At 64.4% G+C, this 16,312-nt stretch carries 18 protein-coding genes; 12 read left to right on the plus strand and 6 right to left on the minus strand.

The features are described 5' to 3' along the window. Positions 1-129 precede the first annotated feature (129 nt). On the plus strand, positions 130-1,380 hold the full coding sequence (locus tag LJ737_RS13905; RefSeq protein WP_227766698.1) for an MFS transporter: 1,251 nt from the start codon (positions 130-132) through the stop codon (positions 1,378-1,380). Here the strand turns inward: LJ737_RS13905 and LJ737_RS13910 are convergent. Beyond that, complete coding sequence (locus tag LJ737_RS13910) at positions 1,331-1,990, minus strand: hypothetical protein (RefSeq protein WP_227766700.1); 660 nt, start codon at positions 1,988-1,990, stop codon at positions 1,331-1,333. The genes LJ737_RS13905 and LJ737_RS13910 overlap by 50 nt on opposite strands. A gap of 83 nt (positions 1,991-2,073) precedes the next feature. After that, complete coding sequence (locus tag LJ737_RS13915) at positions 2,074-2,811, minus strand: Bax inhibitor-1/YccA family protein (RefSeq protein ID WP_227766702.1); 738 nt, start codon at positions 2,809-2,811, stop codon at positions 2,074-2,076. Positions 2,812-2,937: 126 nt separating this feature from the next. On the opposite strand from LJ737_RS13915, the gene LJ737_RS13920 reads away from it, so the two are divergent. Next, positions 2,938-3,966, plus strand: coding sequence for an MBL fold metallo-hydrolase (locus tag LJ737_RS13920; protein ID WP_227766704.1), 1,029 nt, complete (start codon positions 2,938-2,940; stop codon positions 3,964-3,966). A gap of 112 nt (positions 3,967-4,078) precedes the next feature. After that, positions 4,079-4,576: a YciE/YciF ferroxidase family protein gene (locus tag LJ737_RS13925; RefSeq protein ID WP_227766705.1), complete on the plus strand. Its 498-nt coding sequence runs from the start codon at positions 4,079-4,081 to the stop codon at positions 4,574-4,576. A 255-nt stretch (positions 4,577-4,831) separates the two neighbouring features. Here the strand turns inward: LJ737_RS13925 and LJ737_RS13930 are convergent, their stop codons facing one another. Then, positions 4,832-5,086 (minus strand): hypothetical protein, encoded by a 255-nt coding sequence (locus LJ737_RS13930; RefSeq protein WP_227766707.1) that lies wholly within the window; start codon positions 5,084-5,086, stop codon positions 4,832-4,834. A 146-nt stretch (positions 5,087-5,232) separates the two neighbouring features. On the opposite strand from LJ737_RS13930, the gene LJ737_RS13935 reads away from it, so the two are divergent. From LJ737_RS13935 to LJ737_RS13955, 5 genes are all read left to right on the plus strand, one after another. Next, positions 5,233-6,294, plus strand: a complete 1,062-nt coding sequence (locus tag LJ737_RS13935; RefSeq protein WP_227766709.1) for an NAD(P)H-dependent flavin oxidoreductase — start codon at positions 5,233-5,235, stop codon at positions 6,292-6,294. A 70-nt stretch (positions 6,295-6,364) separates the two neighbouring features. Further along, entirely contained in the window at positions 6,365-7,867 is a 1,503-nt protein-coding gene (locus LJ737_RS13940) for a sodium:solute symporter (protein ID WP_227766711.1), read from the plus strand. A gap of 127 nt (positions 7,868-7,994) precedes the next feature. Beyond that, positions 7,995-8,477, plus strand: a complete 483-nt coding sequence (locus LJ737_RS27140; protein ID WP_227766713.1) for an energy transducer TonB — start codon at positions 7,995-7,997, stop codon at positions 8,475-8,477. 131 nt (positions 8,478-8,608) lie between these two features. Then, positions 8,609-10,441, plus strand: a complete 1,833-nt coding sequence (locus tag LJ737_RS13950) for an ABC transporter ATP-binding protein (protein WP_227766715.1) — start codon at positions 8,609-8,611, stop codon at positions 10,439-10,441. A 78-nt stretch (positions 10,442-10,519) separates the two neighbouring features. Then, positions 10,520-11,158, plus strand: a complete 639-nt coding sequence (locus tag LJ737_RS13955) for a hypothetical protein (protein WP_227766717.1) — start codon at positions 10,520-10,522, stop codon at positions 11,156-11,158. 106 nt (positions 11,159-11,264) lie between these two features. On the opposite strand, the gene LJ737_RS13960 is transcribed toward LJ737_RS13955, so the two are convergent. Then, positions 11,265-11,375, minus strand: coding sequence for a T9SS type A sorting domain-containing protein (locus tag LJ737_RS13960; protein ID WP_227766719.1), 111 nt, complete (start codon positions 11,373-11,375; stop codon positions 11,265-11,267). 156 nt (positions 11,376-11,531) lie between these two features. On the opposite strand from LJ737_RS13960, the gene LJ737_RS13965 reads away from it, so the two are divergent. From LJ737_RS13965 to LJ737_RS13980, 4 genes are all read left to right on the plus strand, one after another. Next, entirely contained in the window at positions 11,532-12,032 is a 501-nt protein-coding gene (locus tag LJ737_RS13965; RefSeq protein ID WP_227766722.1) for a hypothetical protein, read from the plus strand. A gap of 14 nt (positions 12,033-12,046) precedes the next feature. After that, positions 12,047-12,550 (plus strand): YcxB family protein, encoded by a 504-nt coding sequence (locus LJ737_RS13970; RefSeq protein ID WP_227766723.1) that lies wholly within the window; start codon positions 12,047-12,049, stop codon positions 12,548-12,550. Positions 12,551-12,559: 9 nt separating this feature from the next. Further along, a complete protein-coding gene (locus LJ737_RS13975; protein ID WP_227766725.1) occupies positions 12,560-12,808 on the plus strand; it encodes a hypothetical protein in 249 nt (82 codons plus the stop codon). A 108-nt stretch (positions 12,809-12,916) separates the two neighbouring features. Beyond that, on the plus strand, positions 12,917-13,975 hold the full coding sequence (locus tag LJ737_RS13980) for a DUF2911 domain-containing protein (protein ID WP_227766727.1): 1,059 nt from the start codon (positions 12,917-12,919) through the stop codon (positions 13,973-13,975). Positions 13,976-14,294: 319 nt separating this feature from the next. Here LJ737_RS13980 and LJ737_RS13985 read toward each other — a convergent pair whose 3' ends face one another. Next, a complete protein-coding gene (locus tag LJ737_RS13985; RefSeq protein ID WP_227766729.1) occupies positions 14,295-16,028 on the minus strand; it encodes a sodium:solute symporter family protein in 1,734 nt (577 codons plus the stop codon). Then, a complete protein-coding gene (locus LJ737_RS13990; RefSeq protein WP_227766730.1) occupies positions 16,025-16,177 on the minus strand; it encodes a hypothetical protein in 153 nt (50 codons plus the stop codon). Before LJ737_RS13990 ends, LJ737_RS13985 begins: the two co-directional genes overlap by 4 nt. Positions 16,178-16,312: the final 135 nt, after the last annotated feature.

A 16,312-nucleotide genomic window follows, 5' to 3' on the forward strand; every position in this document is an offset into this window, starting at 1 on the left:
CTTTCGAATCATTTGCCTAGCTGCGGGTGTCCTAGGGCCGTCACCCGGGCAGCGTGGCTTCGTTACCCAAAGTGCAAAGCCGGACCTCAACCGTCCGGCTTTGTCGTACTTGCTACTTTCTGATCCATTATGCCCCCACCCGACCGTCGCCTCTGGCTGCTTTACGCCATCATCCTGGTCGACGTGATTGTAGGGGCAGCTACTGGGCCAATAGTACCGGAGTTTGTGCGCGGGCTGCCGCGGCCGCAGCTGTGGCTGGCGCTGGGCACGGGGCTGTTTCTGGGGGTGCAGCTGGTGGCCGCGCCGCTGCTGGGCAAGCTCTCCGACGGCTACGGGCGCCGGCCCATTCTCATCGTGTCGGCCATCGGCACCTTGCTGGCCAACGGGCTGCTGCTGCCGGTGCGGGCCGGGCTGTACTTCGTCAACCGCCTCAGCGACGGGCTCACCAACGGCATGTACGCCACCGTGCGCTCGGCCATTACCGACGTGTCGCCGCCCGAAAGGCTGTTTCGCAACCTGGGCATAGAGGGCGCCATCATTTCGCTGGGCTTTGTGCTCGGGCCCATGGCCGGCGGCCTGCTGCTGACCGTGTACGACTTCACGCCCCAGCAGCAGGCCCGCGCCGTGGTGGGGCTGGCGGTGGCCTTGGCGGCCCTGAACATCGGGCTGAGCGTGCTGCTGCGCGAAACCCACGCCGAGCGCACCGGCCTGAGTCGCCAAGAGCTGCGCCGCACCGTGGTGGAGGCCCTGAACGTGCCCCAGCTGTGGCGGCGGCTGCAGCGCAAGGGCCAGGAGCACCCCGGCCTGCTGCCGCTGGTGCTCACGCAGCTGCTCTTCACGCTCAGCATCGGCTACTACTCCTACTTCGTGCCCTACGCCAGCCTGAGCGCGCTGCGCATGGATGCCCGGGCCATTTCGCTGTTCTTCATCTTCTTCGGCACGCTCAGCATTGCCATCAACTACGGCTTCTTCACCTTCCTGGCCGACCGGCTCAACCAGCGCCGCCTCATTCAGTGGCTGGCCGTGCTCGGGGTGCCGGTGCTCGGGGCCTACGGCCTGGTGGGCGCCTCGCGTCCGGCGCTGTTCAGCATCGTCGCCGTCGATTGTCTCACCCTCTCGCTTATTCCTGGCCTGCTCGACGGCCTCATCGCGCAGCACACCTCCGAGCAGGACCGCGGCGAAATATTCGGGCTGAACCAAGCCGTGCAAGGCCTGGCCAGCATCACCTCCACGCTGCTGTACGGGGCCTTGTCGGTGGTCGATTTGCGGCTGCCGTGGGCGTGGTTTGCGCTGTGCCTGGCGGGCGTGGCGGTGGTAGCCTGGCGCGGACTCAGTCGCCCCCAAAATACAGCTGCAGGCCCACCCACGTCACGAGGCTGACCACGCCCAGGGCTACGATGCGAAGGCCGTGCACGCGCTCCTCGGCCGCAAAAGCGGGCACCAGCTGCCCGGTGGTGAGCCGGCGCCGGTGCGCGTAGAGGTGCCAGCCGATGGCCAGGCCCAGCAGCCCGCCCAGCAAGGCCGACACGTAGCCCAGCATCACCCAGGCGGTCTGCTTTTCGGGCGGCTTGTTCAGCTCCGCGTGGCGGCGCTGCTCCAGCAGGCGCACCGTGTCGGGGCTGACGGGTTGGCCCCGTTCGCGCAGTAGGCGCTGGGCCAGCAGCACGTCGAAGCGGCTCCACTCGTCGGGGTGCACCAGCAGGTCCATCAGTTCCTCGTTGCTGAAGCCGAAGAGGTAGTGCTCGGGCCCGGTGGCGGCCACGAGCTGGGCGTTGGCCTCGTCCTGCAGGACGTCGGCGCGGGCGAAATCGGCGGGCCGCAGCTTCACCAAAAAGCTGCGGTCGTGCTCGTTGAAGGCAAAAGCCGGCTCCACAGTGGCGCGGTCTTCCTGCAGGCGGTAGGACACGTCGTGCTGCTGCAGCAGGGCCAGCAGCGGTTCGGTGGCCGCCAGGGTGGGATACTTCTGGTAAGTCTGAAAATCGGCTTCCACGGTTTTGGGACTAGTCAGGATAACAACGAAGCGCGCCGCTGATAACTCAGCCGGCGCGCTTCGGGAACAGAGACGAGCAGGTGCTACTTGCGCCGGCCGAAGAAGCGCAGCAAGTAGAGGAACAGGTTCACGAAATCGAGGTAGAGCGTGAGGGCGCCCCATACGGCGGCTTTGCGGTCCACTTCCTCGTCTTCGAGGCCAACGAAGGCCAGCTCCTTGATTTTCTGAGTGTCGTAGGCGGTCAGGCCCACGAAGATGAACACGCCCAGCAGGGAGGTAATCCAGTAGAGCATGCTGTTTTGCAGGAACAGGTTGACCACTGTGGCGATGATGACGCCAATCAGCGCCATCAGCAGCAGGTTACCCCAGCGCGAGAGGTCGGTGCGGGTGAAGTAGCCGTAGGCGCTCATCACCCCGAAGGTGCCGGCCGTCACGAAGAAGGTGGAGGCAATGCTGTCGGCGGTGTACACCATGAAAATGATGCCCAGGGTGAGGCCGTTGATGACGGAGTAGGCCGCGAAGGCGCCGATGGCCTGGCTGGCCGACATCTTCATGAGCCGCGCGCCGATGTAGCCGACGATGAATAGCTCCAGCAACAACAGCCCCCAGAATACCAAGCGGTTGCCAACGACCAGCTCCTGCAGCTCGGGGGAGGCGCCGACCACCATGGCCACGCCGCCGGTGACGGCCAGCGCGCCGGTCATCCAGCCGTAAACCTGGGTCAGAAAGCGGGTTTGGATGGCGGAGGCCTCTTCGGCCGATAAGGTAATCTGGCGGGGGCGCGGCTCGTGGGTTTCTTCGGCCGGGGTAAGGTTTTCCATGAAAGCGGAACGGTGGATATGAGAAAAGCGGAAACAGGAAGGCAAATGCGGGGGTAAAATAGTTGTTTGCCGCCGCAAAACCAGCCGCCGGCCGGGCTACCTTTCGCGCCGATTCTGCCCCCGCTTATGCCTTCTTCCCGCCGCGTCCGCAACGAGCAGCTGCCGACCATCCGCCCCAATTACCCCGGCAACCTGATGGTGGGCCGCGAGTTTGCCAACGCCAACGAGCAGCTCTACGAACCGGCGTTTTCCACGGTCTTTCGCTGGAAAGTGCTCAGCAAGAACCCGCAGGCAGAGGCCAAAAAGCAAGACACTTGGGCCCCGGCCGTGCAGCCCTGCGCCGAGGTGCTGCGCCAGCCCCCCGAGGGCACGCTCATCTGGCTGGGCCACGCCTCGTTCTGGCTGCGCTGGGGCGGGCGCACCTTCCTCTTCGACCCGGTGCTCTTCGATCTGCCCCTCATCAAGCGCCGCCACCCGCTGCCGTGCGCCCCCCAGGACCTGACCGGCATCGACTACCTGCTGCTCAGCCACGGCCACCGAGACCACCTCGACGACGACTCCATCCGCCTGCTGGCCCGCCAGAACCCCGGGATGCAGGTGCTGGGCCCGCTGCGGGTGGCCGGGCTGCTGAAGCGCACCGCCGGCGCGCTGCCGCCCACCCAGGAAGCGGGCTGGTGGCAGCAGTTCGACCTCGGCCCCGACGCGCCCGTGGAAGTGGTTTACCTGCCGGCCGCCCACTGGCACCGCCGCGGCATCGGCGACCTGAACACCGTGCTCTGGGGCTCGTTTTTGCTGCGCGAAAAGGAGTCGGGCCGCACGCTTTACTTCTGCGGCGACTCGGCCGACGGGCCGCACTTCGTTCAAATCGAGGAGCAGTTCGGGCCCCTCGACGTGGTGCTGCTGCCCATCGGAGCCTACAAGCCGGCCTTTATGATGCAGCGCAGCCACATGAACCCCAACGAGGCGGCCAAAATCAGCAACCAGCTGCGGGCCGGGCACTTCGTCCCCATGCACTACGGCACCTACGACCTCTCCGACGAGCCCGCCTCCGAGCCGCTGCGCACCGTGGAGCAAGTGGCGGCCGAGGGCATGCTCAACGCCCAGCTGCACACGCCCGCCGTGGGCCAGCCGTTGCGCCTGGCGGATATGGAATAAGCTCCGCCGTAGGGGTTGCGGGCGCCAGCTCGGCCTTAACACCCCGCTGGCGGGCGCGTAACTGTTGCGGCGGCCGGACGTGCCCGCCGCCCACAACCAACCCCGTTACGCCATGCTGTTTGACAAGCTCGAAACCCTGGATGATTTGCTGCTGATGTGCCTCAAGGACCTTTACAGCGCCGAAACGCAACTGGTGGAAGCCCTGCCCCAAATGGCCGAATCGGCCAAGGACGGCCGCCTGCGCCGCGGCCTGGAGCGGCACTTGCGCGAAACCGAAGAGCAGGTTAAGCGGCTGGAGCGCATCGGCAAGTCCCTGGGCCAGGACCTGACCGGCGAAACCTGCGTGGCCATGAAAGGCCTGATCAAGGAGGGCCAGAAGCTGATGTCGGAAAACGCCACCGAGGAGGTCATGGACGCCGCCCTGATCGGAGCTTCGCAGAAAATCGAGCACTACGAAATAGCCTGCTACGGCACGGCCGCCCATTACGCCGAGCGCCTGGGCTACACCGACGCCGCCGATTTGCTGCGCAAGACGCTGGAAGAAGAGCAGTTCACCGACACCAAGCTCAACGAGCTGGCCAAGAACTACCTGAACAAGAAAGCCGAGTAAGTGCCCCCGGCTCACGCCGCCGTCATTGCGAGCGAAGCGCGGCAATCCTTCCGCTAGCAGCACAACGCTACCGCTGGCAGAAACCGAAAAGCCATTCGGACGCAACCGGCCCCGGCCGAAACCTGCAGACGCGGGGTTTCGGCCGGGGCCGTTGTCTGGCAAGTAGGTATTGCAGCGGCGGTGCTACTAGCGGAAGGATTGCTTCGCGTTGCTCGCAATGACGGCGAGGGTGAGCCGCCGGGCATGAGCTGGGCGTTAGCGAATCTTGCCTTGCAAGTCCCAGTGGCTGTGCCGTACCTCCAGCGAATTGGGCACGCGCTTGATGGTGCGGGTGTACCGCTCGCCGACAATGGCGCCGTCGGGGCGTCGCCGGCCGAAAAAGAGCACGACCGGTTCGCCGTGCTCGTTGGTGAGGAAGGTGATGTCGTAGCCCTTGAACACGTCGTCGACGCGCGTTTTGGGCTCGTACTGCTTGCTGAGCTTTTTATCGAGTTCGGGATGCAATGGCATGGCGCAGGGGAAAGTTGGTATGGGGAGAGGTACGCACCGCCGCGGCGCCTGTTTTGGTCGAGCTGCCCTGCCAACACCCGAACCTTCGGTGGCCCTCCGGCATATAACCACCTGGAGCCGCGTACTCGGCGTCTCCGCCCGCTGCCATGCCCGACCTGCTCACTCGCCTGGGAATCCCGCACCCCATCATCCAAGCGCCCATGGCCGGCGTCTCCACCCCGGCGCTGGCGGCGGCCGTGTCGGAAGCCGGCGGGCTGGGCTCGGTGGCGGCGGGCTCGGCCCCGGCCGCGGCCCTGGCCCAGCAGATAGCCGAGGTGCGCGCCCGCACGGCGCGGCCCTTCAACGTGAACCTGTTCTGCCACGCGCAGCCCGCCCCCGACGCATCCGGCGACGCCGCGTGGCTGGACTACCTGTTACCGCTGTTCACCGAATTCGGGGCCGAGCCGCCCGCGGCCCTCGCCGAGCCCTACCCCAGCTTCGCCGACAACGACGAACTGCTGGCCCTGCTGCTGGATGCGCGGCCGCCGGTCATCAGCTTCCATTTTGGCCTGCCGCCCGCCGACACACTGGCCGCGCTGCGCAGCACCGGGGCCGTGCTGCTGGCCTCAGCCACCACGCTGGCCGAAGCCCGGCAGGTCGAGGCCGCCGGCCTCGACGCGGTGGTGGCGCAGGGCGCGGAAGCGGGCGGGCACCGCGGCGTGTTCCGGCCCGAACTGGGCGACGCCGGCCTGGGCACGCTGCCGCTCACGCGCCTGTTGGTGCGCACGCTGCGCCTGCCGGTGGTGGCGGCGGGCGGCATCATGGACGGCGCCGGCATTGCGGCCGTGCGCCGGCTCGGCGCCGCGGCGGCCCAGCTCGGCACGGCCTTCGTGGTCTGTCCCGAGTCGGCGGCCGATGCGGCGTACCGGGCCCGGCTGCTAAGCCCCGACCAGCCGCCCACGGTTATCAGCAGCGTGATTTCCGGCCGGCCGGCGCGGGGTTTTCTGACGCGTTTGGTGCGCGAAGCGGACGCGCCGGGCCGGGCGGCCGTGGCGGCGTACCCGCGGGCCTACGAAGCGGCCCGCGCACTGATTGCCGCCGCTCAAGCCCAAGGCGCCGCCGACGTCGCGGTGCAGTGGGCCGGGCAGGGCGCGCCGCTGGCCCGGGCCCTGCCGGCGGCCGAGCTGGTGGGCGCACTGCTGGCCGAGCTGGCAGCAGCGGGCGGCTGAGCGGCGCCGCTGCCGGGGTGTCCGCCGCGGGGGTGGCATTGCGTATCTTTGCCGCCTACTTTCCCCGCCTATGTCGCCTACCCTGGTCCTGAGCCTGATTGCCGGCTACTTCGTCATTCTCATCATCATCGCCTTCCTGACCTCGCGCAAAGCCACCAGCGCCTCGTTCTTCGTGGCCAACCGCAACGCGCCCTGGTACATGGTGGCTTTTGCCATGATTGGCACCTCGCTGTCGGGCGTGAGCTTCATCTCGGTGCCGGGCATGGTGTACGCGCAAGCCTGGAGCTACATGGCCGTGGTCATGGGCTACCTGGTGGGCTATTTGGTTATCGGCACGGTACTGCTGCCGCTGTACTACAAGCTCAACCTGGTCAGCATCTACACCTACCTGGAAAAGCGCTTCGGCTTTTGGAGCTACAAGACCGGCGCGGCTTTGTTCTTGATTTCCAGGGCCGTGGGCGCCGCCCTACGCCTCTACGTGGTGGCCGGGGTGCTGCAGTTTGCCGTGTTCGATCAGCTGGGCGTGCCCTTCGCCGTGACGGTGGCCGTGAGCATTCTGCTGATTTACCTCTACACCTTCCGCGGGGGCCTGAGCACCATTCTCTGGACCGACACCTTCCAGACCCTGGCCATGCTCACCTGCGTGGCCGTGAGCGTGTACTTAATTTCCGACGAGCTGAACCTGGGCTTCGGGCAGGTGATTAGCACCATCAAGAACTCGGAAATGTCGCGCATCTTCTTCTGGGAGTGGACGGACTCGCGCAAGTTCTGGACGCAGTTCATCTCGGGCATGTTCATTACCATCGTGATGACCGGGCTGGATCAGGACCTGATGCAGAAGAACCTGAGCTGCCGCTCCCTTAAGGACGCGCAGAAGAATATGTTCTGGTTTGCCCTCATCCTGGTGCCGGTGAACATGCTCTTCCTCTCGCTGGGCGTGCTGCTCTACCAATACGCCGCCGCCAAGGGTATTCAGTTGCCCGTCGGGCCCAACGGCAAGGTTATCGGCGACGACGTGTTTCCGATGCTGGCCACCGGGCACTTCACCCTGTTTGCCGGCATCATCTTCATCCTGGGCATCATTGCCGTCACTTACTCCTCCGCCGACTCGGCCCTGACGGCACTGACCACCTCCTTCTGCGTCGACTTCCTGAGCATCGGCAAGTATTCGGAGGAGCGGCAAACTACCCTGCGCCACCGCACCCACCTCATGTTCACGGTGGTGCTGGTGGCCATCATCCTGGTGTTCCGGGCCCTGAACAACCAGAGCCTGATTACGGCCGTGTTCAAAGCCGCGGGCTACACCTACGGGCCCATGCTGGGTCTGTTCGCCTTCGGCATTTTCACCAAGCGCCAGCTCATCGACAAGTACGTGCCCTGGATGTGCGCCTGGCCGCCGGTGTTCTGCTACATCCTCAACGCCAACTCCAAAGCCTGGCTGGGCGGCTACGAATTCGGTTTCGAAATTCTGCTGGTCAACGGCCTGCTCACGTACTGCTCGCTGCTGGCCATTTCGCGCCCGGCAGAAGTCGCGGCGGCGGTGAACCCCGCTGCCCCCGAATTGGTTAGCTAAGCCGTACCTTTGCCCGGTAGCGCGGGCTTGAGCCCGCGTCCGTCGGACGGTACCTGCCTGCCGTGCGCAGGTTGCCGCCCGATGAACGCGGGCTCGGGCCCGCGCTGCGTTGTAACCCCTTCTGCCCGTGAAATATCACCTGCTCTTCATCCTGCTGCTGGCAACTTGCGGCTCGGCCGCCGTGGCCCAACGCCGCCCGCCCAACGTGCGCGGTCCGGTGGTGATGCGCGCCGACCAGATGCGCCCGCAGCTCAAGCCCGGCGAAAACCGCCCCGACGTGGCTCCGGCTTACCCCGGCGGGCAGCCCGCGCTCAGCGAGTTTATTCAGCAGAACGTGAAAACCCCGCAGGCCATGCTCGACCAGCAGAAATCGGGCGTCGTCTTCACCAGCTTCAACGTGGGCGAAGACGGCCGCCTGTCGAACCTCAAGGTGGAGAAAGGCTACAACGCGGAGTGCGACGCCGAAGCGCTGCGGGTGCTCGGGCTGATGCCGGCTTGGAAGCCCGCCACGCGCAAGGGCAAGCCCGTAGCCGTGGACGTGACGCTGCCGGTGCCCATCGGGCACTCCGGGGAATTAATTGTAGAGAAGGGCAAAGTAAAATTTGAGTAACAGCGACTACAAGGGTGAATTTGTGAAGTGGTGAAGTAGTGAATCTGATGTTCAAGCAGTTAGAACCACACTTTCCATTTCACCACTTCACAACTTCACCACTTGCATAAAGGATGGCAGCCAGAAGCGGAATGAATACCAGCGGCCAGGTGGGGGCCGACGTACCCAAGGTCAAGCTCACCAAAGAAAACTTCCAGCGCGGGCTGCGGATTTTCCGCTTCGTGCTGCCTTACAAGGCGCCGTTCATCGCGGGCCTGTTGCTGCTGGTTCTCAGCAGCGTCTCCACGATGGTGATGCCCAAAATGCTGGGTTACCTCGTCAACATTGCCAACCACCAGACGGCCACCCTGCCGCCCTACCTGCCCAAGACCATCACCGGCGTGGCTTTGGTGCTGTTCGGCGTGGTGCTGCTGCAGGGCATCTTTTCCTTTTTCCGCATTTTCTTCTTCTCGCGGGTCAGCGAGTTTACGGTGCGCGACATTCGCCGCACGCTCTACCAGAAGCTCGTCACGCTGCCGATTCCCTTCTTCGAGCAGCGCCGGGTTGGCGAAATCACCTCCCGCCTGACCTCGGACGTGGCCAACATCCAGGACACGTTCACGCTGACGCTGGCCGAGTTCATGCGCCAGATCCTGACCCTGCTGGCCGGCGTGGCCTTCATCATGTGGGAGTCGTGGCGGCTGTCGTTATTTATGCTGGCCACGTTTCCGCCGCTGGTGCTGCTGGCCTTCTTGTTCGGGCGCAGCATCCGCAAGCTCTCGAAGCAAACCCAAGATGAGCTGGCCAAAACCAACGTCATCGTGGAGGAAACCATGCAGGGCATCAACTCGGTGAAGGCCTTCACCAGCGAGCAGCACGAGGTGCAGCGCTACGGCGCCGGCCTGAACCGCACCGTGCAGGCGGCCTTGAAGGCCAGCGTATTCCGCGGCGGCTTCGTGTCGTTTATCATCGTGGCCATCTTCGGCGGCATCTTCCTGGTACTCTGGCGCGGCGCCACCTACGTGGAGCTGCCCGCCTCCGACCCGCGCCACCTGCCCATGGGCGACTTGGTGTCGTTCATTCTCTACACCATGTTTATCGGCGCCTCAGTGGCCGGGCTGGGCGAGATGTACGGCAAGATTCAGAGCAGCCTCGGCGCCTCGGAGCGCATCCTCGAAATCCTGGACGAAACCTCCGAGCCGGTGCACCAGCCGCGCCCGGCCGGCGCTGCGCCGCTCAAGGTGCACGGCGACATCGAGTACCAGAACGTGGAGTTCCGCTACCCCACGCGCCCGGACCTGACCGTGCTCAAAGACATCAGTTTCCACATCGAAGCCGGCGAAAAAGTGGCTTTGGTGGGCCCCTCGGGCGCGGGCAAGAGCACCATCGTGCAGCTCCTGATGCTGCTCTACCCCCTCAGCGGCGGTAGCATCCGCGTCGACGGCCGCGACATTAACGACCTGGACCTGACCGAGCTGCGCCAGCACATCGGCATCGTGCCGCAGGAAACGCTGCTGTTCGGCGGCACCATCCGCGAAAACATCCTCTACGGCCGCCCCGACGCCCCCGAGGCCGACATCATCGACGCGGCCCGGCGCGCCAACGCCTGGCAGTTCATCCAGAGCTTCCCCGAGGGGCTCGACACCGTGGTGGGTGAGCGGGGCATCAAGCTCTCGGGCGGGCAGCGCCAGCGCATTGCCATTGCCCGCGCCATCCTGAAAAACCCCGCCATCCTGCTGCTCGACGAAGCTACTTCCGCCCTCGATTCGGAAAGCGAGAAACTGGTGCAGCAAGCCATGGACGAGCTGATGCAGAATCGCACCAGCATCATCATTGCCCACCGCCTGAGCACCATCCGCAAAGTCGACAAGATTCTGGTTATCGACGGCGGCCGCATCGTGGAGCAAGGCACCCACGAGGAACTGAGCCACGACGACAACGGGCTGTACGCCAACCTGCTCAAGCTGCAGTTTGAGCTGACATAAGACTGCAGGACGGACAATAAAAGCCAAGCGGCGCGGGTTATGCTGAGCATACCTCGCGCCGCTTGGCTTTTCGGCTCTATGATTGCTGCTCCTCTTTACCCGCGCCGCCCTCGTCGCACCTTCTGTTTACCGGACCGGTCTGCTCTTGCGGCTACTTTACTAGCTATTAGCACGGCTTGGCTTGCTTGCGCGGATATTTACTATTCTGATATTTCACAGCCGCCACACGTTCATCTGCCGGTGCTTAATTCTGGTGTCAGCAGATGCATGCCCGATAAAGGCTCAATTGTTATTAGCATGGATGCCGCGGGCCGCAGCTACTTCTCTGCTGATTCCAGGTCCATTCAGACCGCCACAATTCAGCAGCTAGCCAATCGGCACAATGTTCACTTCTCTGCTGCCCAGCAGCGGGAGCTGGCCCAGTTGCCATACCTGGGCATGGACGTCCGACAACTCCCGGCTTATCTGTCATTGCCAAGCTATGCGCGGCCGCAACAAGCGTTATCCGGCTTGCCTTACAACTATTCCAACGACCAGCTAACAGCTTGCGTTATTACTGGCCGTCAGAGCAACATTCGCCTACTGAACAGCGCGCCGTATATCGTGCTGAACGCCGACAGCCGCACCCAAATGGCTGACATCAAACGCTTCATGCGCACCTTGCAGCGTCAGCATCTTTATCGGTTTTACGTCAGACACCTAGCCTTTTCCCGCTAAATGCTTGCTCCAACAAGTATGGAAAGATTCATTGTATTGCACACGGACAACGCAACAAGGCCCCGCAGCTACCGCCGCGGGGCCTTGTTGCGTCGTTAGGCTACCTTTACTGCTTCACCACCCTGATGGTATGGCTGCCCAGTTCGCTCTGGTAGCGGACCAAGTACACGCCGGCGGGCAGGGGGCTCTGGCGGAAGCTGGCCTGCAGGTTTTGCACGCCCCCTGCTGCACGCGGCCGGTCAGGTCCATCAGCATGGCCTGGGCTTGCTACTCGGCCTTGTCCACGCGCAGGGTCACGGTTTCGGTGACGGGGTTAGGTATGGGCTGCAGCCGTACGCCAACCGTCTGGGCGCGCGTGGCTATCTTCGCTCTCATGCAGCCCATTGTCATTGCCGACGTCACGGTATCATTCGAGGAGTTTGAACGCCTGAACAAACAGCTCACCAGCCGGCGCCTGCTCAGGCTGTGGGCGCTGCCGGTGTTGAGCGGTTTTGTTTCCTGGAGCACGCTTACCCGCGGCGGCACCGAGCCCCTCACTGCCGCAAACGCGGTGATAATTGCGCTGTTGCTGGGCTTCGTGGTCGTGATGCTGCAGGTACTTTCCCGTCGTGCCGTGCGGACGGCCTACACCGCCAACCGCGCCTTGTCGACGCCGACGACCTACATCTTGAGCGAAGAAGGCGTGAGCATTTTCAGCACCTCCGTTAGCAGCAATGTGCAGTGGAGCGCCTTTCACCGCGCTGCCGTTGCCGACGGCTGGTGGCATCTGCAGACGACCACCGGTAGCTACCTGCTGCCCGCCGACCGGGTGCAACCGCCCGCTAGCTCCGCCGACGTTACCGCCCTATTGCGCCAACGCGGCCTGCTGGCCTGAGCTACAACGATTCTATGTACTTCATTGCCATTCCCGATGTCCGCCTGGCGTTTGGGCAGTATTTCCTGCTCGCCTGGCGTTTTACTCTTAAAACCAATCCGGCCCTGTGGGTGGTGCTGCTGCCGTTGCTAAGCGTGGTCAGTGGAATAATCAGCTTCATCACCAAGCCTCACCTGCTGGGAGAAGCGCTCCGCGAACCGCCGTTGGTGTTCATCATCCTGCTGGGTTCCCTGCTGCTAATACCTTTTCAGATGCGGAAACAGTACCGCCGGACGCCGCTGCTGAGCGGCAGCACTTCCTACGAGCTAAGCGACAACGGGCTGCGGGTGGTCAATGAGCAGCAAAACACGCAGCTAGACTGGCAGGTGCTGCCCCGCGCCTATCAATTCGGCCATTGGCTCATCCTAAACGGCGGAGGGCAGCAAGGCTTCTTTCTCGACCTGCGCCGCGTGCAGCCGCCTTATGCGGCCGACAACGTGCTGCGCCTGCTCCAACACCACGGCGTCGCCCTCGGGTAACTACAAGCCATGCAAACCCGCCTGCGCGTCACCTTCAACGAAAATTACCTCGATGTGCCCACGGTGCAGCAGCTGTTCTACGCGGCCATGGACGCCGGGGCGCAATACAGCCGGGGCTACAGTCCGGCACCTGCCACGGTGACTTTCACGCTGTACGGGCCCTACACGCAGGTGTCGCTGCAGCGGTTTTGGCGGCTGCTGCACCACCACGATTCGTTTGCGCGCCTGCTGATCGATGGCCAGGTGTTCCGGGGTTAAAGGCACCGTTTGCTAATTTCATTGACAAAACCAGTGGCTTTAGCACGGCTACTTTGGCCGAAAGCCGTACTTTTACCGGCACGTATCAACTCCACTTACTCTCCTTTCATGTTGCTACAAACCCGGATTTCGCGGCTGGCCGGCTCGGCCGTGGCAGGCGTACTGCTCCTTAGCGCTTCGGTTGCCCAGGCCCAGCTCAACACCCCCGCCGCCAGCCCCAAAAGCACCGTGCAGCAGCGCGTGGGCCTCACCGACGTCACCGTGACGTACTCGCGCCCCAGCGCCAAGGGCCGCGCCGTGTACGGCGCCCTGGTGCCCTTCGGCAAGCGCTGGCGCACCGGCGCCAACAGCACCACCAGCATCAAGTTTTCGGACGACGTGACGGTGGAAGGCAAAAAAGTGCCCGCCGGCGAGTACGGCATCTACACCATTCCGGGTAAAACCGAGTGGCTGGTGGTGTTCAACAAGGACCTGAAGCGCGGCGCCGACGTGGACAAGTTCATGGACGACCAGGACGTGGCCCGCTTCACCATCAAGCCCTACAAGCTCAGCTCGAAGGTGGAAACCTTCACCATCAACTTCGCCGACCTCACTCCCGCCACCGCCAACGTGGATATGCAGTGGGAACTGACCGGCGCCAAGTTTAAAATCACCGCCGACGTGGAGCCCAAGGTCATGGCCCAGATCGACGAGAAGGTGGTGAAAAACGCCACCCCCGCCGCCGGCGACCTGGCCGCGGCCGCTTCGTACTACTACGACAACAACAAGGACCTCACGCAGGCCCTGACCTGGATTCAGAAGGCCAACGCCACGGACCCGAAGTTCTGGAACGTGCACACCGAGGCCAAAATCAAGCTGAAGCAGAAGGACTACAAGGGGGCCGCCACGGCCGCCGAACAGTCGCGCACCTTGGCCCTGGCCGCCAACAACGCCGACTACGTGCGCCTGAACGACCAACTCATCGTGGACGCGAAGAAGGCCGAGCTGGGCGGTGGCTCCGACGAGAAAGTGAAGGTGAAAGCCGAAGCCAAGCCCAAGGGTGACGACAAAGCGGAGGTGAAAACCAAAGTCAAAGCCGACGACAAGAAGGCTGAGGTGAAGGAAAAAGCCCTTTACAAGCCCAAAGCCGACGACAAGAAAGCTGACGAGCCGGCCAAGAAAAGCTAAGCTGCTTTTCTAGCCGCCACGAACGGCCCGCTGCCCTCCGGTAGCGGGCCGTTCGTTTTTTCAACCTATTTGCCACGTTCAGCCGCTCAACCCAGCGGTTCGGGTGGTAGTCATTGCGAGCGAGGCGCGGCAATCCGACCCCTCGCGGCGCGACGATACAGCTGGCAGCAACTAAAAAACAGCCGCGCCCGAAACTGTAGCATCAGTTCTGGGCGCGGCTGTTTTCGGGTAATAAGTATTGCGTCGGCGGTGCAGCTAGCGGAAGGATTGCCGCGCTTCGCTCGCAATGACGGCCGGGGCTACCGTGTTGAGCTGGGGCTCAACCGACCACGGCTTCCTGGTTATGCGCTGTTGGTTGGGTTTTCGGCTCGGGCCAGAGGCGCTGCAATAGCGCGGCCAGCAGCATCACGGCGGCGCAGCCGAGGATGTTGTACCAGAGGTAGGCAATGTCGGTGAGCCAGAAGCAGAGCACGGTGGCCAGCTGCACGGCGGCGGCGGCCCAAAACACGGCGCGGCCGTGCACCTGCTTCTGGAAAAAGGCCACGGCGAAAATGCCCAGGATGGTGCCGTAGAACAAAGAGCCGAGGATGTTGACGGCCTGAATGAGGTTTTCCATGCGGGCGGCAAACAGCGCAAAGCCGATGCCGAGCACGCCCCAGCCCACCGTGGCCCAGCGCGACACGCGCACGAGGTGCTCGTCGGTGCACTGCTCGCGGCGGGTGTAGGGGCGGTAGAGGTCGATGAGGGTGGTGGAGCCAAGCGAGTTCAGCCCGCCCGCGGCCGAACCCAGGGCGGCGCTCAGCACCACGGCTATCAGCAGCCCGACGAGGCCCTGCGGCAGGTAGCGCAGCACAAAGGAAATGAACACGTAGTCGGTGTCCTTGGCGTCGGCGGCGGGCGCGGTTTGCTTGACCAGCGCCAGCCAGTCTTGGCGCAGACCGGCGGCGGCGGCTTGGGCGAGCTGCAGGCGCTGGCGGGCGGCGGCCTGGCCCGGCGTGTCGTGGGCGTGGCGGGCCCGCACGAAGGCGGTGGCCGCCTGCTGCTGGGCACGCTGCAGGTCCTGGTGTTGTTGTTCCAATTGGCGGGCAGCGGGGGCCTGGGCGCCCTGCATCACCCGGTCGTACACAGGGCGGTTGAAAGTAAGCGGAGCCGGCTGAAAGAGGTAGAACACGAACATCAACACGCCGATGAGCAGGATGCCGAGCTGCATGGGCACTTTCACCAGGCCATTCATGAGCAGGCCAAGGCGGCTTTGGGTAACGCTTTGCCCCGAGAGGTAGCGCTGCACTTGGCTTTGGTCGGTGCCGAAGTACGAGAGGGCCAGGAACAGGCCGCCGGTCATGCCGGTCCAGAAGTTGTAGCGGTCGGTCCAGCTAAAGTGGAAGTCGACGAAGTTCAGCCGGCCCAGGCCCCCGGCCAGGTGCAGCGCGTCCTGAAAGCCGACCTCCCGGGGCAGGTAATGCACGAGCAAATAGCCGGCCGTGGCCATGCCGGCGAAGATGACGGCCACCTGCCCCTGCTGGGTGACGGTGACGGCCCGGGTGCCCCCGCTGACGGTGTAGGCTATCATCACCGCGCCGAGCAGCAGCACGGTGGCGGTGGTGTTCCAGCCCAGAATGGCGGAGAGGACCAGCGCCGGGGCGTAGAGCGAGAGGCCGTTGCTGAAGCCGCGCTGCACCAGGAACAGGCCCGCGGCCAGGGTGCGGGTGCGGCGGTCGAAGCGGCTTTGCAGGTATTCGTAGGCGGTGTAGACGCGCAGGCGGTGGTAGATGGGCACGGCCACCACCGCAATCAGCACCATGGCCACGGGCAGGCCGAAGTAGAACTGAATGAAGCGCATGCCGTCGGCGTAGGCCTGGCCGGGCGTGCTCAGGAAGGTAACGGCCGAGGCCTGAGTGGCAATGATGCTCAGGCCCACGCCCCACCAGCGCGTCTGGCGGCCGCCGAGCAGGTAGCCATCGAGGGAGTGACCGGCGCGGCGGGTGCGCCAGGTGCCGTAGCCGATGATGAAGAGCAGAGCGCCGCAGAGTACGGCCCAATCAAGTGCACTCATGCGGCGAAATAGCGGGTGAGGGCAGCCATCAGGGCTATTTCGGCGGCCAGCGCGGCCAGCACCAGCGCGTACCAGGCTCGCCACGAGGACAGCAGCGGGGGCCGGGCATCGTTGGCGGCATCGGCGGGCGAAGTGGCAGGCTGGGGCATGGGCAGGGCGGGAATGCGCGGAAGGGACGTGGGCGGCTGGGCGCAGGTTGCGGCGCGGACGCTGGTCATCAGCCGGCAATATCGTGCCAGATGGCGGGAAGCGACGCAGCGCCGGCCGGCACAAGCGGCGAGGCA

This window comes from Hymenobacter sp. 15J16-1T3B, from assembly GCF_020711235.1.
Taxonomy (GTDB): domain Bacteria; phylum Bacteroidota; class Bacteroidia; order Cytophagales; family Hymenobacteraceae; genus Solirubrum.

What these genes read in the sequence shown, in the direction of transcription:
- LJ737_RS13905 (WP_227766698.1), top strand. Translation starts at nt 130, where the DNA reads ATGCCCCCACCCGACCGTCGCCTCTGGCTGCTTTACGCCATCATCCTG.
- LJ737_RS13915 (WP_227766702.1), bottom strand. Translation starts at nt 2,811, where the DNA reads ATGGAAAACCTTACCCCGGCCGAAGAAACCCACGAGCCGCGCCCCCGC.
- LJ737_RS13920 (WP_227766704.1), top strand. Translation starts at nt 2,938, where the DNA reads ATGCCTTCTTCCCGCCGCGTCCGCAACGAGCAGCTGCCGACCATCCGC.
- LJ737_RS13925 (WP_227766705.1), top strand. Translation starts at nt 4,079, where the DNA reads ATGCTGTTTGACAAGCTCGAAACCCTGGATGATTTGCTGCTGATGTGC.
- LJ737_RS13930 (WP_227766707.1), bottom strand. Translation starts at nt 5,086, where the DNA reads ATGCCATTGCATCCCGAACTCGATAAAAAGCTCAGCAAGCAGTACGAG.
- LJ737_RS13935 (WP_227766709.1), top strand. Translation starts at nt 5,233, where the DNA reads ATGCCCGACCTGCTCACTCGCCTGGGAATCCCGCACCCCATCATCCAA.
- LJ737_RS13940 (WP_227766711.1), top strand. Translation starts at nt 6,365, where the DNA reads ATGTCGCCTACCCTGGTCCTGAGCCTGATTGCCGGCTACTTCGTCATT.
- LJ737_RS13950 (WP_227766715.1), top strand. Translation starts at nt 8,609, where the DNA reads ATGAATACCAGCGGCCAGGTGGGGGCCGACGTACCCAAGGTCAAGCTC.
- LJ737_RS13955 (WP_227766717.1), top strand. Translation starts at nt 10,520, where the DNA reads ATGATTGCTGCTCCTCTTTACCCGCGCCGCCCTCGTCGCACCTTCTGT.
- LJ737_RS13965 (WP_227766722.1), top strand. Translation starts at nt 11,532, where the DNA reads ATGCAGCCCATTGTCATTGCCGACGTCACGGTATCATTCGAGGAGTTT.
- LJ737_RS13970 (WP_227766723.1), top strand. Translation starts at nt 12,047, where the DNA reads ATGTACTTCATTGCCATTCCCGATGTCCGCCTGGCGTTTGGGCAGTAT.
- LJ737_RS13975 (WP_227766725.1), top strand. Translation starts at nt 12,560, where the DNA reads ATGCAAACCCGCCTGCGCGTCACCTTCAACGAAAATTACCTCGATGTG.
- LJ737_RS13980 (WP_227766727.1), top strand. Translation starts at nt 12,917, where the DNA reads ATGTTGCTACAAACCCGGATTTCGCGGCTGGCCGGCTCGGCCGTGGCA.
- LJ737_RS13985 (WP_227766729.1), bottom strand. Translation starts at nt 16,028, where the DNA reads ATGAGTGCACTTGATTGGGCCGTACTCTGCGGCGCTCTGCTCTTCATC.
- LJ737_RS13990 (WP_227766730.1), bottom strand. Translation starts at nt 16,177, where the DNA reads ATGCCCCAGCCTGCCACTTCGCCCGCCGATGCCGCCAACGATGCCCGG.